We start from the raw sequence: 15,180 nt of genomic DNA, 5'->3' as shown, positions 1-15,180 counted from the left end.
TTTTATCATGTCTCCTTCCCGCCGCCAGGCGCCCGTGTCAAAAATAGGGGAATTCCAACTCATCCGCGCCCTGAATCGTGGATTTTCCCCACCCGGTTCCAGGACACTCATTGGCATGGGAGACGATGCGGCACTTCTGGCACATCCTTCATCTACCCATATTGTTATATCCACGGACCTACTCGTTGAAGGCATTCATTTTTCAAAAAATACCGCTTCATTTTATGATATAGGCTACAAGGCTGCCGTAGCCAATCTCAGCGACATTGCCGCAATGGGGGCCACTCCCACCTATATACTGGTGGCTATAGCCCTTCCCTCCTATGTGCGGTTTGGGGACTGGAAAGACCTGTATCGTGGGCTTTCCGTTCCTTGCAAGTCGCATGGGGTCCAACTCGTGGGTGGAGATACTTCAGCCTCACATTCTTCTCTATTTCTGTCAATCACCATACTGGGACAGGTTGAGCCCGGTCATGCATTAACACGAGGTGGGGCTAAGGAAGGAGACATTATCTATGTCAGTGGATCATTGGGAAACTCGGCTGCAGGTTTGGCATGCCTGACACATCAAGGTTCCCGCGGAAAGATTTCGAACCTGCGGCAACCCATGAAGTTTTTAGTTAGGCGCCATCTCCAACCCACCCCTCGTATTGCATTAGGACGGTTGCTGTCTTCCCGCCGCTTGGCTTCGGCGGCGTTGGATCTATCTGATGGCCTCTCGGGAGATATCACGCATTTGTGCCAACAAAGCCGAGTAGGTGCCCTCATTCTGGAAGCCAACCTCCCCATGTCCCCTCATCTCCTCGCCTATGCTTCACAGGTGGGCGCAGAGCCCCTACCTTGGGTCCTACACGGAGGAGAAGAATACGAATTATTGTTTACTGTATCTCCAAAAAAACAACACAGCCTTGAATCAGCGATTAAACGACTACGGATTTCTGCGACCGCCATTGGCGTCATGACCTCTCGTCGTTCGGGAATTCAAATCACGAAAAAAAACGGTAGGACTCACCAACTTGTACCAAAAAGTTATGTGCATTTTTCGGAGTAAGAGATTGTCAGGGAAATGTCTATGCTAACGCTTGAATCGATCCGACAACAACTGACCCAGGTCCTCCACCTTCAGGAAACTCCTCACCGCACAGCCTTGGCATTTTCTCTTGGTGTGTTTATCGCGTTCGCGCCACATTATTTTTTCCACACGGCCAGCGTCGTGTTCTGCGCTTGGGCCTTCCGGCTGAATATACTAGCTCTCTTTCTGGGGTCATTGATCAACAATCCCTGGACACTTGTTCCAATTTTAGCCGCCAGTCTCTATACCGGAATGCTGTTGGTAGGCACATCTTCATCTACCACGATTGAGTGGGATCAAATGAACGTGGACAATATGTTTGACATGCTTTCCCCCTATCTCATACCTTTTTTTGTTGGGGCCTGTGCCCTTTCGATTGTCGGATCGTTGATGGCCTATCCCATCATGCGATGGGTCATGACCCGATACCGGGGATTCAAAAATTCCTAGAAGAATAAAAAACATGGGGCAGCAGCAGATCGAAAACAGGAACAGTTCTCCCCTCATGCTGGTTGCGATACCTCAGCACTCTCCAACATGGAAGGAATTGAACAAAGGGATAAACTCTTAGCCCATGCCCGGATCACAACCATTCTCATCTCCATTTGATGGCGTTTCCCTTCTTGCCGATCCCATTCACGGTTATATTTCCATCACCGTTCCCTATTCAGTACCACAGTTTACGGAACAAACCGAAAAAGATCTAATTGATTCTCCCTGGATTCAACGCCTTCGGTATATTCTCCAACTTCAGAGTGCACATTGGGTCTATCCGGGCGCCGAACATACCCGTTTTCAGCACTCTCTAGGAACCATGCACCTGGCAGGTCGGTTTATGGTTCGCCTCTATCCTTCGCTTTGCCAAACCGTCTCCGAAGTACCATCTTGTCATTTCCTGGAAGAATTTATTCGTATCACGGCCTTGCTCCATGATATCGGGCATGGACCGTTCTGCCATTTTTTTGATCACCATTACCTGCATCAATTTGACCTGACGCATGAAGTGCTCGGCCAACACATTATTCGTGACCATTTGGCTCCAATCATCAAAAAGATCTGCCGGAGTCCTTCAGGGCCTTTTGCTCCCGGAGAGCACTTGGATCCGGATCATATTGCCTTCCTCATTCTGAAGGATCCTCACAAATCGACAAAGGGCCTTCCACCATGGGTTATCGCCTTACAACCCCTTCTCGGCGGAATTTACACCCCGGACAATTGTGATTACGTCCTCAGGGATTCCTATATGTGCGGAGTGGCCATTGGACCCGTGGATATAGAACGACTCCTTCATTACACCTTCTTTTCCTCGCATGGTCTCACGATCCACCAATCAGGACTTCCTGCGTTACAAATGTTTTTACACGCCAGGCTTTATCTCTATGCCAATGTTTACTATCATCGCACCACACGGGCGATCGACATTCATCTTCAGGAAATTTTTCAACCCACCATGGAGATCCTGTGCAAAAAAAATCCCCTCCAATCCTTACCTCAATACCTCCATCTAACCGATTGGCATGTCATCGAAACCGTTCGTTCCTGGAAGCACGCTCGCTCCATGCACAAACGCCAACTAGGATTAGAGTGGAGTCAAATTATTGGAAGACACGTGAAATGGAAAACGGCATTCAGCACGCTGCTCCCCATCATTCAGCCGGCAGCATCATCCTTTCAACCTCAGGTATTTCTGAAACGGATGCGCCGACTGTTACCTTCAAAATATCGTTCCCAAGATATTCGAGTAGATTTTGCTCATAAAGACCCCCGCCCCATTAATTTGCTCAACATGGGGAACTTTCAAATATTTGTCTGGAACCCTGCCAAAGGCACGGTGGAAAAAGATAGCCTTCAGAAATTCCTCCAATATCTTCCCGCTCGGATGATCACCCTGCGAGTTTTCAGCCAGGATCATTCCATCGACAAGATACTTGCCAACGCCGCCGAGGAAACCCTCCGACGGCATTGGCCCACCTTAATACAACCATCCTGAGTGACCAGAACCGGAACAGTCACTCCACTTATGGATCTCAATAGTTCCAGGTTAGTGAGAACGACTGCCCAGGTGAAGGGCGTGAATGTCTTTCACCAGCGTGAGTTGTAAACGAAAGGTTTTGAAGGAAGCAGGGAGAGGGGGGAGAACCTGACCGGAGTTCCGACATTCCAGACAATTCCCCAATAGCTTTAGTTGAAGATCTTGTAAGCTTTTCAAAAAAAACGGATCCTCAGGCCAATGCTGAAATTGAATGTCACGAATTTTCCCATCTTGGGCATGGACAATACCCACCGCTGTCCGTTTATTGCCTGGCAGGTACCCACGCACTGGAAGTCCTTCAGTTATCGAAGGGGTCCAATTCGATTTGATTTGATTCCCCAATTCCTTAAGAAAAATATCCTCCTGATCATTTTGTGAGGAAATCTCGATTTCCTCTTTTTGAAGCTCTCCAATTGGCTCCAGCAAAACAAGAACTTGCTCGTCTGGCACCGGAACCACCACGCTATCAAACGTCACATGGCGCCCTTCCCGCTCAACCCAATCAACAGGAAATTTAACGAACCCGGTTATAAACGGGTTCGGCCACATGGGCACAGATACCCCCTGAGTACCTTGCATTGTAAATTTACGTTCCGTTCGCCATCCCCAATCGGAAAAAATGGCCACCACATCTCCTTGTTCATTAATTGCACGAATAAATACACGCCGCCGCTTCTGAAAATGTTCAACAAATAATAACTGAGCCCCAGAAGCTTCATCGATGGTCGTCCGGAATCCATCAGAATCCACATATCCCCCATAACCGGTTTCGGTCTTCTGCGTTTGCTCAAAAATATGGGCGAGCCGATGAGGAGAGAAAAACAGTGAAATTGGAATAGCCATAATCGGTAAATTGCTCAGAGAAGCATTCGGGAATTGCCAAACCTGGTGGAGGGGGTTCCCAATTTCAGATACCCAACCCTCATGCCAAATGGTTTCTGCTAACCAATACGCCTCCCTTCTCTTATGAGTAAGCATTTCCAATGATAGGAGAGCATCGATTTGATTAACCGCATGTGAAGGAACTGATCCCAAAAATGGCAAGGATCCCCTTTCCCGGTCAATCTCAAGATGCCGATTGGAGGAAAGCTGGGAGCTTTCCGCCATCTGATCTGACATTGATCCGGTTTCCACATTAAGAGAAGGGTCAAACATACCAAGGACGCGAGTCACAATGTCTTGCTCCAAACCAGGAATATCCGACTCTAACCCCTTGGCGTTGACGGCCCCCACAACCACCCCCGTCTCCACGTCGACAATCTGCAGATCGACTGCAAGGGCCTCCTCTTGTGCATACATTCTCCCTTGAATGAGATACCGCACTCCTTTTAACCGTCCAAGACCAACAGCATTCTCATCTGATGAAAACCCTCGCTGTTGCAACCATTGCTCACGTAAGACCGAACCAAGAACATCACGTGATACCACCTCAAGTTGCGACCATTGCGCTAAATCACTAACCAGCATTTCCTGTAGCCCACGACGTAACCAATCTAGTTGGGGGTGCCGGGTCATATTCTCAAAAGGCAGGATAGCAACACGATACGGTCGACCAAGAAGACGAGGGGGCGGAGAGGAAATAGACGATGAAGGTACCGAATGAGGAGAAAGGGGAACGTCAGGTGCCCTCTGACATCCTGCCACGATTACGAGACAGGACAACAGACAGCAAAAAATTCCCGAAGCCTTAATCAAGAACGGAATCGACAGGTTGCTTGAGCCGAAGCCGTTGCATGGTGGCTTGAGACCGAAGTGTGTGTCGAATAATCGCTTCGCGATCATCAGAAGAAATCTTGGTAAATTCCACCGCAATCTCAAATCCCGGTTCCTTGCCTTTTCGCGTAGAATCAACTCTAACAATTTTGCCAACAGCCTGAATCGGAATAAATGGCCGCAGAATGAGGCGTAGGACGAGAAAGGAATCAAGGGGATATGTGTCTTCGGAAAAAAATTTTATTCCGGAACCGCATAGACTCACTTTCGTAAATTCTGGAATAGCCCCCTTGAGATTTTTTTCTTTTCCCAATGTTCGGAGAATTGAGGTCAACATCCAGTCAATACGGGTAACCATCTGTAAGAGCAAAGGATCACGAATGGTCAGATCCTTTTCATCCACCATGGCCTTGACTAAATCCGGGGAAACAGCTAACTCATCCCATTGCCACTGGCTGAATTCAGCCCCATCAAGATCAATCGTTTCATAAGAGAAGGCAAGAGGAACCTCAACCCACAGACATACGGGCACATCCACTCGGCAATCTTGACGTCGATCCTCAGAAGCCACAATATCCATAAGACACCTTTATAAGAATAGTCATTCCATCACACCTAAACCAGGGAATAGTACAATTGAAGAATCTGGGAACCCTGAGTTCATATTAGGAGCTCTTCCCTTTGTAAAGGCTCCGAATTTCCACAAGAATATCCCTGGCTTGTTCGGCGGCCCCATGAATTTTCTCCAATTGTCGCTTCAGCTGGTCATCTTCGCACCGACGTAACGCCAACTCGGAGAACACCACAATAGGGAGTAATTTATTGGAGAGCGAATGTAATAACTTTTCATTTTGCACTGTATTATCCGGCAATACAGACAAAGGAGGGTTTGCGGTGGATGCCGATTGTTGAGTCATGATGTCGTTCCTTCAGATGGAGAGTGAACAACCGGGCATGTCATTTTCTAAAAGGGGAAATCACAGCTTTGAAGTATGCAATCACACAATTGTTATACCTGGACAGCTTCCCTTTCTTTTCGGCTGTTTGTTCAGGAAAATGTAGGATAGAAGGAAACATGAGAAATTTTGATGGAAGCATGAAGATTAGCTTGGCATTGCCCGTCAAAATAGTGACGTGGAAATTCCGTCATCTCAGGCACAGATATTGGATTTGGTTTTTTGGAGAATTCTCTATGGTGCAAAGCACGGAAAACCCTCATACATACCCTCAACTTTCAAATTGTCAGGAGATGTCGCACCTGGGTCGTGGAGTTGGCTCCCCACTGCCGTTTCAGAACCTCTAACTTGCGTCGTTGATCCTGCATATCATTCAGATGTTGCTGGATCGCGGCTTGGGCTTCTCGAACCCTCTTGACCAACCATTGATCAGATGCCACGAGAAATTTGACGGCCTCTGAGGTAAGGGATTGTTGTGGTCCTTGAGACAGACGCTGATCATAGAGAACAATAACTTGATCCCATTGACCATTTTTGGCTGCCTCAATGGCATCTTGGGTGAGCTGTTCGACAAGGCAGTTAATTTCTGGCATACAACCCCAGTGTTTAGATCCCGACCGCCTGAGGCTTTACTCCTTGAACGGCCAATTCCACCCAGGCTTCTCGAATAAGGGAAAGACAACGAATAGGGCCTTCTAAGCGACGGGGTTCATTTTTCAGGTTGGCTTGAGTCAACTCAAATTGAATGTATTCATACATCCGGCGTAAATCCTTGGCGATCCCACCACCTTCCTCCATATTAAGGGCAGCCGATAATTCCCCAATCACTCGAAGCGCACGATCGAGGAATCGGGCCTTGTCCGGATAATTCAATGCACACATTCCCTCTTGTGCAAGTTTCATGGAAGAAATGGCCCCATCATACAGCAACACAATCACTTGGACATTGGACGCAGTTTGGATTTGCGTGTTTGCATAAGACTGAGCACCAACCATCATACGAACATCCTCTCGTTACCCATTAGTCGTGGGAAATGCGCTCTGCATTTGTTTCAATTGACTTTGTAATCTGGCCAGCAACCCATCTAAATTGGCAAATTTCAAACGTTGTTGCTGCTCGAATCGCGTCAAGGCTTCCTCTTTAAAAGTAATTTGACTTGTAAAATCTTTCACTTGTTTCGTCAAGGCGTTTTGGCGGCGCGTGAGGGAACCCGTGTCGATGTCATCCAATCCATCAATGGCATCCACGACTAATTCCGCAATCCCCTTTGTGCCGGTGGTAGCATTCTTGACAAACAAATCACGCACCGCGGAAAAATTTGTACTGAGGGCAGAATCTAAAGTCGCTTCATTTAGCTTAATCGTTCCATCCGTGGTTTGCGTCTCAAACCCAATTTGGGAAGCTCCAGTGTACGTCGTTAACCCGCCAATTTGGGAAAAGACGGACTCTCGGACCCGATCAAGAACATTTCGGGCTAAACTCTCACCGACGAAAATACCACGTTCCTTGGTTTCTGTATTATAAAACGTTCGTTCATTAACAAAGATTACTATTTCATTGTATCCTTTCACAAAATCCGAGATGGCTGTCTTGACAGCACTATGATCCTGACTCACCGTAATCGTCACAGGGTTACTGGCATCCACGGCTTGGAGGTTGAGGGTGAGCCCGGTCACAACATCGGTAAGTGTATTGCTCGAACGATTGATCGTAATGGCGGTGGTCCCTGCCTCGCCGTCCGTCGCCCCAAGCACAACTTCGGAGTCTTGAGCCGCTTGAAACGTATCCACTCCTGTGGTCACCATATCTAAGTTCGTATCATCAGCCACAATCGTGATAGCCTGATCAAGCCCAGTCTCATTCGCTGATAATACGAGACGAAACTGCGGGGAGGCTTCACTCCCAGTATTCAAAACTGAAGCACTCACTCCGGCACCCAGATCATTTATCGCGGAACGTAAATCATCCAATGTACTCGCGGCATCAAGATTTACAGTGTGAATTGAACCTGTACCCACCTGAAATTGAAATGTACTGGATGCGCCACTAACAATATCCGCATCAGATTCAGAAACTGCCGTGGAAGCCTTGGAAATAATTTGATGTGCGGAGGCCAACCGGTTCACAGTCACTTGATACGTACCAGAAGCTGCCGACGAAGAAACAGATGCCGACAAAGGGGTTTGGGCACTGGCTGAGGCAACATTGACTTGATTCTTGTTAAAGTTGACCCGATTACGAAGACTGTTCCCCAGACCTTGAAAGCTTAGTAATTTAGCCCCTAACAAACCCAATTCGGTTTGTTTTTTCTGGGCCTGAAGTTTTTTCTGGGTAAGGGCATCAATGGGAAAGCGTTCAGCCTGAACGAGCGCATCGACAACAGGTCCAAAATCTACCCCATTCCCAAGCCCACCGAAACTAATAGCCATCCGACATTCCTCTCGTCATTTTCTTTAACATGACGAAACGTTCAACGGACTTTAATCGAATTACACAACCTGGATTTCTCAAGGACTGAGTCACTGGGCTCATGAACGGCAATCGGGTTGAGAAGTTGACTAAATGTTTTCCTCCACAAGCAGCCCTGACTGCCCCGAAAATAACCGCGCAAGATCTACCATCTTCTCTGAAGGTATTTGTCGGATAAGGTCACCTGATTCTTTATCCACGACTCGAAAAATCACCTGATTTATATCCCTTTCCAGAGAAATTTCTAATCGAGGTTGAATATGCTTCAATGTTTCTTGAAGGCGAGCCACGGTTGATTGCACCTGCTCTGTGGTCAATGGTTCATGGACCATTGAATCTTCAGCTGGCTCCGGTAATAAAAGGACCTGCTTCGTCTCTGATTTGCGCTGAGTATCCCCCGTGATGGATTTCTGCTCAGCCCGCACGCGGATCTCATTTCCAACTGAGACAGTGATGAAAGAGGCGCTGTCAGAAAGTGTTGAAATCATAATGGGTTAACCCCAACTTTCTTTTAGGGAGAAACCGGGACGAAGCCCCGGTTTCTCCTTAATACTGATTACTGTAACAAGGCAAGGGCTTGTTGAGGCAACGTATTGGCTTGAGCCAAAATTGACGTACCCGCCTGAACCAATATCTGATTCCGAACAAACTTCGCTGATTCAAAGGCAATATCCGCATCCCGAATCCGTGATTCTGCGGCGGTGATATTCTCACCGGCTACTTGCAAATTCCCCACAGCCGCATCGATCCTGTTTTGCAAAGACCCGATATTCGCTCGAGCAGACGCCACAGCACTAATGGCACTATCAATATTAGACAGTGCGCTTAAGGCATTGCCAGAAGTAGACACATTGACACTGCCCAGACTTAATGTCGTGGTGTTCAAATCCTTAAGGGACAGTGATAACGTATCATTCGCTGAACTACGAAAACCGATTTGGATGCTTAAGGAGTCATTAGCGGTTCCACTTAACAGTTTCACTCCGTTAAACTCGGTCACCGAGGAGATTCGATCGATTTCAGACCGAAGGGCCACAAACTCCTGATCAAGGAAGGACCGCTCATTCGATCCAAGGATTCCACTGGCTGATTGTTCGGCAAGTTCACGAAGCCGACCTAACAGATTACCGATACCTTCCGCGCCACCGTCTGCAATCTGCAATAAGCTAATGCCGTCATTTGAGTTTCTGACGGCTTGATTAATGCTCCGAATTTGCGCCCGTAAGGTTTCAGAAATTCCTAATCCCGCCGCATCATCCGCCGCCCGGGTGATTCGCAAACCCGAAGAAAGACGGGCGACCGACCCTTCCAATTGAGCACTGGACACGCCCAAGTTTCGTTGAGCGTTAAGTGATGCGATGTTGTTGTTAACGACAAGTGCCATACTTTCCTCCTTGATGGCTGCGCCTCAATGGATCCGTCCCTTGAGGAATGAAATAAATGAGTTGAGCCTCTTGGCCTCCTCGAAAGTTTTGAAGTGAACCAATTTCCACTTCTGTCGTATGTATCGACTACCAGAAGCAAAACTTGAGGGAGGGATTAATGCCGATCACTCGGTCGCTCTGGCAGAATCCCATTACAGACCCTGGCAGCAATTGAACGGGTAAATAGAAAAAGAGCAACTTCATATCTTCCAGTGGGAACCCCATAGCAAACTACGGGAAACAGAACGGTTCACACGCACCACAGAGAAGGGCCAGACCAAAACTGCTTGCCGTTACATGGGAGAAGGATTTTTTTGGACAAGACGTGGAATGACCTCATACTCCAACATGTCCGCAATTCGAACCTCATCTTCGACTTCCCGAGCATTCAATAATTCGTTCACCCAAAACGATAAATCTCTTGTAGCCTCGGGATTTTTAAGCCCCACAATTTCATGAATCTTCAGCCACTCCAGGTAGTCCGCAATTTGACCAAACCATTTGTCTAAGTGGTGAAACTTTCCATCCCCTTGTCGGAAAGCATCCACAAACTTCTGCCCTTCATCGCATAGCTGTGCTCCGAATTGTGTTCCCGTTTTTTCAGAATACCGCACTATGGTTTCAACATGTTTGCTCACGGCCGCGATAGAGCCAAACGAACTCGCCACCTGAGCCAGGGTGGGAGGCACTAACTCCCGATCCGTCATTTTCCGATCACCAACCCTTAATTCCGTTACCAAACACCCTTTGGCCTGAGCGCGGTCACTCAAATTGGCCAAAACTTCCCCTAGCTGAACACGATCACTCACTTCCCAGATTTCTTCATCCAATTGCACATGCATAGAGAGCCCTCCTTGGATCATGAGAATACATTTCTTTCAACCGCCTATAATTTTCTTCCCCACGGGTGCGAAATACATGATATGCTCGAACATGTTCCTCAGCCATGCCGCTGAGGGTCGCGGACTCCAAGCTTAACGTATCTCGATAAAAAGCCATTGCTAACGGGCCAAAAGCCAAGGACGGCCTGGCCACCAGTTGCATTGTGAGTGTGTCAACACTTAATTGATGTTGTTGCGCCTTCAACCTATTAACTGGAATGGGCCTTTGACGACACATATCTAATACCGTCTCGGCTTGAATACACAACTGATCGAGCTGTGGAGCCAAACGACGCCATACCTGCTCGCATTCTTGGAAATCCGGTGGAGAAGTTGGGGGAAAATGGACCAGGCTCGAGGTACCGGTATTAAATTCATACCAATGTTGGCGCCAATACTCCGCATACCAGGAGGCCGCTTGTTCTTCCGTTCCCGCTCTTATCGTAAATGTCCCTAACTGATCTTCATTGACGCCACCCTCATAGACCCGAATCTTGGACGAAAACGAAGGAAAGGGACGAGTACCCATAAGATGTAAACAGAGATCGACCATCTCTTGAGGAATGATCTGGTCTTTACAAGCATGGTGAGGACAGACCTTATCGAACCCACATGGGCCACACAGGATCTCGGGCTGAACCACCCAATGCCCTGGCCCAAAAGGTCCGGTTTCCCAAAAGTTCACATGACCTACTGACACGTTAAGAACCGGCGTATTCACTCCCACGGCCATGTGCATAGGCCCTGTATCATTGGTCACCATCAACTGACAATGTTCAAGCAATGCCACCAGTTGCGGCACTGTAGTTTGGCCGACCGCTTCGCAAAGAATTCCCAACCCTCCCGCCTGCCGGTAACACCGAATAGCCTCCTGAACATCCGTCTCTTCTTTCTTGGTCCCGATCAAGAGAAATCCGACTGGCTGTTTTTGACTAAGACTCGCCATCATTTGTCCGTAATATTCCGGTCGCCAGGCCTTCATCGGATCACTGGCGCCGACTTGAATGGCAATCCATTTATCCGCCGTGCCTGCTCGTCTCAAATAGGTCCGTGCCCATTCTTTCATGTCCTGTGGCACATGTAGACGAAGAGGATGGAACGATCCAGTTCCACTGCCACCAAGTGAAAAAAGATCAACAATATTGAACCGATTCAATTGCCGATACACTTGGAAATCCACGAAATATTTCATCCAAGGATTTTTCACCACGAAACTCCCATCCTGGGTCGTGGTCATTCCTCGCTCATCTGCACACCCAAAATACTTCACCAGAAACGCACTGCGACGATTAAAGGTGAGATTCACGACACGATCGTACCCAACCTGCAGTAACGGTCGTACCCAACCTGCAATATCCTGATAGAGGGTCACCACATCCCGTATTCCCACGCGGCTCTCGTCCATCAGCAGCTGAAAATCAAACATCAACACCTGTCGAATTCCAGGAATAAGGCTAGCCACATGGGCAAATTCTTTATCAACAATCAGATCAATGCCCACACCAGGCCATTCTTCCTCCAAACGTGAAAGCAAGGGAACCATCTGAATCAAATCACCCATCCGGGTAATATTGATAATGAGGATTTGTTTATTCATTAAGAATTGACCATAAAAGAATTTTTTACCATCAGGGTTTTAAAGAAAATCTCGTTTTTCCTGTCGGTATTCATCCATCATCAAAATTAGTAATTCCTCACGGTTCAACCGGGCTTCCGGCCCTTTCTTCCGAATGTCTTTCGCCACATCCACTAACTCCACACGATCGGTCGGAAGAAACTTCTGCAGCATGGGAATCAATTCGGGGGACTGTCCACTCCGAGCCACTAGCGATTCAGCCGTACGGTCCCCCTGAAGAATGGCTCCTAGCCGATCAGGACTCGCCATACCCACGGCACCTAAAAACGTCCTCATCCGATGCCCGTACGTGTGCGCCTCTAAAACGCGCTTCCGGGACAATTCAGCCATGGCCACTCGTCTGGCTGGTTCGTGCAAATAAGTTTGGACGGTTGGGAGAAGCTGATCCGGACTGTTGATGACCGCCATCATCGATTCATCAAAGAGCGCCGGAAGCAAGGTGCGAGCATCGACCACTTGGAACGCCCCGCAACTGGCTAATTCGAATGTTCTGGGGTTCACCCCATCTCCCTCTGGATCGAATCCGTCCCCCGTATAAGAATGCAAATTAATATTGACCGAGGTGGCATTGAAAATTTTTACACTAGTGGGGGTATCAATGCGTGCACCCCCTCTCTGAAGAACCTGGGCTAACGGCCCAAGGTTGTCCCATTCATTCCCCCACAATTTAAAAGTCCACCCTTGGCCGACCAGGGATGGGAGGATCTGCCGCCGGTTTCTATACCCTGCCCCCAAAAAAGACACATCGGCACCAAACTCGTATTGCGCTCCCTGGGTAAGGATCATTGGTTGATGAATGGCCGGATCAGCAGCTAAGGGGAGATACGACACCTGTTTGGCTCCGGCCTTCCTGAAAGCGTCCAAGCATGCGGCTTGTTGCATCACAAACCAAAAGTCATATCCCGACACCATCTGCTGCCAATAGGTTAGATGACGAAAATTTTCTACAAACCACATGGCCGTTAACACCTTTTTTCGACGCATCTGCTCCAAAACCGCCATCGTTAATGGCGCCTGGGACAAGGCTAAAACCAGGTCAGGGGGATCTTCTGCCACATGAGCCAGGCTAATCACCGCCAAGGTTTCACTCATCCGTTGTTGGACTGTGAGTCGCAGCCGATGATCACGGATTGTGTCCAAATTCTGATATCCCGAATAATGTGGACTATGATCCACCCAACTCACACGATGTCCAAGGCCTTCCAAGGCGTTCACCACATATCGGGCAATGGGCAAAGACCCGCCATAAATGGGACCAATCACCATGATGTGAAGCGTTCCGCTTAAGCCTTGAGCGAGATGATCACGAAGTTGCAAACGGAAATGTTCATAGAGGTCGTGATGAACCGTGGCGGCAGGTTCGTAACTCAGAATGCGAACCCGCTTGGCTTTCTGGGTCACTTGGACAGCCATATCAGTGATGGAACCCGTCATCCACATCAGCCGTTCACCCCACCCTTCCAGGGACCGGACGGAAACACAATCTGCGAATTCGGAAAGGTCCGGCACCACGACCATCATGTTCTGGTCATGAGGCAACATCTGACGCAAGGCTTCCACGTGGTAAAGCAGTCCCACGCCGAGGAGGACAATCGTTTCCCCTGCTTGACAGTCTTTCACGCGTTCTTCAGCCCAGCGCCCTGCTTCGCGAACTGGATCATACGCACTATGAAGATATCGGGAGTTAACCAGCGCGGTTGGCATTCCGGATTTAGCTGGATGGATCGACAGGGTTCCTCCTGGCACCTGGAGGATCTGAGCAGCAAGAATCGGATCCTGGCTTCGAAGAATATCGATATTCTTTTTCAACACGTCCATTTATCTGTTCCTGGTTTATTAACAATGAAACACACCCCCAGCCTTCAACCTACCGGGAGTATTTCCTACTACTTCGCGACTTCCATCCGAATATTATGATTCGCCAGCTGAGACAGCGCCTCCCACGTATCTTTTCGCTGAAGAACAGCCTCGTCAGGAAGGCCATCAGTGGTATAAAACGCCCCCCACTCATCTTTATTACTGATCCAGAGATCCCACTCGTCAATTCTTGAATTCACCCGTTCATCCCGTATTAAGTTGACCGTTTCCATCACAGGCCAATGGGCAAAGGATGACTCTTCCGTTCGTAATTCACGAGCATCCAGAACATCCCCAGATCGCCCTTGATCGTGTTGCCACACATAATGGCCAACCCCATAGGGACCGGTTTCATGGACTCTGGCCTGGGAGAAATACCAACCGATCGCCCGTGTCCCACACATCGCTCCGAGATGCAACGGTCCCGTATCCGATCCGACCACCCAATGACATCGATTAAAAAGAGCCACAAGCTGGGGCAACGAGGTACGACCACACCCATTCACCACCCGATTGAGATATTTAGCGGGAAGGCGATGTTCCAGGGCCAATGCCGCTTCCCGTTCTCCCTCCCCACCAATCAAAAGCAGGTAGCTCTGAGGCATGTACTCAGCACATGTGGAAATCAGGGCTTGCCACACAGAAAGGGGAACCCGCCGTTCGGTATCTCCCGCACCAAGAACAATTCCGATGAGGGTAGAAGATCGATCATTCACCATCCATTCCAGCTCAAGAGGCAATTCCACCAGCGGGGCCTTCAAGTAGGGAATGTCCAATGGCGGAAAAACTTGACACAATCCGCAAAATGCATCCGCTAAATGCACCCGGTTGCTCCCTCGATCTTGAGCAATCTGACGTAAATATCCCGCCCATGCGGGAAGCCTCTGATTCAGAGGCCCATTTTCTCCCGGGCCGACCACCAGACTACTCAAAACATGGGCAGCAAGTATCCCTCGAGGATGGTTATTCAAATTATAGGCCAATGAATACGTGGGGAAGGCATGTTCAGCCAAATAGCGCGTGGCTTGGGCTAACTGCTGGTCACAATCCGTCATCTTTGTCCTGGCCAATTCATGCCATTGTTCCCCATACCAAGGGTAAACCCTGTCCACACAAGGAAAAAGTTCTCCAAGCGCCAC

15 protein-coding genes are annotated in these 15,180 nt (G+C 48.6%); 3 read left to right on the top strand and 12 right to left on the bottom strand.

The features are described 5' to 3' along the window. Positions 1-7: 7 nt before the first annotated feature. From thiL to PJI16_18340, 3 genes are all read left to right on the top strand, one after another. On the top strand, positions 8-1,051 hold the full coding sequence (gene thiL / locus PJI16_18350; protein MDT3779529.1) for a thiamine-phosphate kinase: 1,044 nt from the start codon (positions 8-10) through the stop codon (positions 1,049-1,051). 21 nt (positions 1,052-1,072) lie between these two features. Then, positions 1,073-1,522, top strand: coding sequence for a DUF2062 domain-containing protein (locus PJI16_18345; protein MDT3779528.1), 450 nt, complete (start codon positions 1,073-1,075; stop codon positions 1,520-1,522). A gap of 124 nt (positions 1,523-1,646) precedes the next feature. Further along, positions 1,647-3,062, top strand: a complete 1,416-nt coding sequence (locus tag PJI16_18340) for an HD domain-containing protein (GenBank protein MDT3779527.1) — start codon at positions 1,647-1,649, stop codon at positions 3,060-3,062. Between the two features lie 51 nt (positions 3,063-3,113). Here the strand turns inward: PJI16_18340 and PJI16_18335 are convergent, their stop codons facing one another. The 12 genes from PJI16_18335 to PJI16_18280 form a co-directional block, all read right to left on the bottom strand. Next, positions 3,114-4,886 carry a CsgG/HfaB family protein gene (locus PJI16_18335; protein MDT3779526.1) on the bottom strand — a complete coding sequence of 591 codons (1,773 nt, stop codon included), beginning with the start codon at positions 4,884-4,886 and terminating at the stop codon, positions 3,114-3,116. Next, the gene (locus tag PJI16_18330; protein ID MDT3779525.1) at positions 4,792-5,397 is read right to left on the bottom strand and encodes a PilZ domain-containing protein; all 606 of its coding nucleotides are present in this window, start codon (positions 5,395-5,397) and stop codon (positions 4,792-4,794) included. Before PJI16_18330 ends, PJI16_18335 begins: the two co-directional genes overlap by 95 nt. Before the next feature lie 85 nt (positions 5,398-5,482). Continuing rightward, complete coding sequence (locus PJI16_18325; GenBank protein ID MDT3779524.1) at positions 5,483-5,734, bottom strand: hypothetical protein; 252 nt, start codon at positions 5,732-5,734, stop codon at positions 5,483-5,485. 317 nt (positions 5,735-6,051) lie between these two features. Next, the gene (locus PJI16_18320; GenBank protein MDT3779523.1) at positions 6,052-6,366 is read right to left on the bottom strand and encodes a hypothetical protein; all 315 of its coding nucleotides are present in this window, start codon (positions 6,364-6,366) and stop codon (positions 6,052-6,054) included. Between the two features lie 13 nt (positions 6,367-6,379). Continuing rightward, positions 6,380-6,772, bottom strand: coding sequence for a flagellar export chaperone FliS (fliS, locus tag PJI16_18315; protein MDT3779522.1), 393 nt, complete (start codon positions 6,770-6,772; stop codon positions 6,380-6,382). Positions 6,773-6,787: 15 nt separating this feature from the next. Continuing rightward, positions 6,788-8,203 (bottom strand): flagellar filament capping protein FliD, encoded by a 1,416-nt coding sequence (gene fliD, locus PJI16_18310; protein MDT3779521.1) that lies wholly within the window; start codon positions 8,201-8,203, stop codon positions 6,788-6,790. 129 nt (positions 8,204-8,332) lie between these two features. After that, entirely contained in the window at positions 8,333-8,668 is a 336-nt protein-coding gene (locus PJI16_18305) for a flagellar protein FlaG (GenBank protein MDT3779520.1), read from the bottom strand. Positions 8,669-8,799: 131 nt separating this feature from the next. Continuing rightward, complete coding sequence (locus tag PJI16_18300) at positions 8,800-9,627, bottom strand: flagellin (protein MDT3779519.1); 828 nt, start codon at positions 9,625-9,627, stop codon at positions 8,800-8,802. A gap of 333 nt (positions 9,628-9,960) precedes the next feature. Further along, positions 9,961-10,509, bottom strand: coding sequence for a hypothetical protein (locus PJI16_18295; protein ID MDT3779518.1), 549 nt, complete (start codon positions 10,507-10,509; stop codon positions 9,961-9,963). Continuing rightward, positions 10,490-12,145, bottom strand: a complete 1,656-nt coding sequence (locus PJI16_18290) for a glycosyltransferase family 9 protein (GenBank protein ID MDT3779517.1) — start codon at positions 12,143-12,145, stop codon at positions 10,490-10,492. The genes PJI16_18295 and PJI16_18290 overlap by 20 nt, the downstream gene beginning before the upstream one ends. 39 nt (positions 12,146-12,184) lie before the next feature. Next, the gene (locus tag PJI16_18285; protein MDT3779516.1) at positions 12,185-14,002 is read right to left on the bottom strand and encodes a DUF3880 domain-containing protein; all 1,818 of its coding nucleotides are present in this window, start codon (positions 14,000-14,002) and stop codon (positions 12,185-12,187) included. A gap of 68 nt (positions 14,003-14,070) precedes the next feature. Further along, positions 14,071-15,096: a glycosyltransferase family 9 protein gene (locus tag PJI16_18280; GenBank protein ID MDT3779515.1), complete on the bottom strand. Its 1,026-nt coding sequence runs from the start codon at positions 15,094-15,096 to the stop codon at positions 14,071-14,073. Positions 15,097-15,180: the final 84 nt, after the last annotated feature.

It is taken from the genome of Nitrospira sp. MA-1 (assembly GCA_032139905.1).
In the GTDB taxonomy this organism is placed as follows: Bacteria; Nitrospirota; Nitrospiria; order Nitrospirales; family UBA8639; genus Nitrospira_E.
The sequence above is the reverse complement of the archived record's forward strand: the minus strand, read 5'-3'. Positions and strand labels throughout refer to the sequence as shown.

Excerpts from the sequence above, each read along its gene's own strand:
- thiL (MDT3779529.1), top strand. The coding sequence starts at position 8 with ATGTCTCCTTCCCGCCGCCAGGCGCCCGTGTCAAAAATAGGGGAATTC.
- PJI16_18345 (MDT3779528.1), top strand. The coding sequence starts at position 1,073 with ATGCTAACGCTTGAATCGATCCGACAACAACTGACCCAGGTCCTCCAC.
- PJI16_18340 (MDT3779527.1), top strand. The coding sequence starts at position 1,647 with ATGCCCGGATCACAACCATTCTCATCTCCATTTGATGGCGTTTCCCTT.
- PJI16_18335 (MDT3779526.1), bottom strand. The coding sequence starts at position 4,886 with ATGATCGCGAAGCGATTATTCGACACACACTTCGGTCTCAAGCCACCA.
- PJI16_18330 (MDT3779525.1), bottom strand. The coding sequence starts at position 5,397 with ATGGATATTGTGGCTTCTGAGGATCGACGTCAAGATTGCCGAGTGGAT.
- PJI16_18325 (MDT3779524.1), bottom strand. The coding sequence starts at position 5,734 with ATGACTCAACAATCGGCATCCACCGCAAACCCTCCTTTGTCTGTATTG.
- PJI16_18320 (MDT3779523.1), bottom strand. The coding sequence starts at position 6,366 with ATGCCAGAAATTAACTGCCTTGTCGAACAGCTCACCCAAGATGCCATT.
- fliS (MDT3779522.1), bottom strand. The coding sequence starts at position 6,772 with ATGATGGTTGGTGCTCAGTCTTATGCAAACACGCAAATCCAAACTGCG.
- fliD (MDT3779521.1), bottom strand. The coding sequence starts at position 8,203 with ATGGCTATTAGTTTCGGTGGGCTTGGGAATGGGGTAGATTTTGGACCT.
- PJI16_18300 (MDT3779519.1), bottom strand. The coding sequence starts at position 9,627 with ATGGCACTTGTCGTTAACAACAACATCGCATCACTTAACGCTCAACGA.
- PJI16_18295 (MDT3779518.1), bottom strand. The coding sequence starts at position 10,509 with ATGCATGTGCAATTGGATGAAGAAATCTGGGAAGTGAGTGATCGTGTT.
- PJI16_18290 (MDT3779517.1), bottom strand. The coding sequence starts at position 12,145 with ATGAATAAACAAATCCTCATTATCAATATTACCCGGATGGGTGATTTG.
- PJI16_18285 (MDT3779516.1), bottom strand. The coding sequence starts at position 14,002 with ATGGACGTGTTGAAAAAGAATATCGATATTCTTCGAAGCCAGGATCCG.
- PJI16_18280 (MDT3779515.1), bottom strand. The coding sequence starts at position 15,096 with ATGACGGATTGTGACCAGCAGTTAGCCCAAGCCACGCGCTATTTGGCT.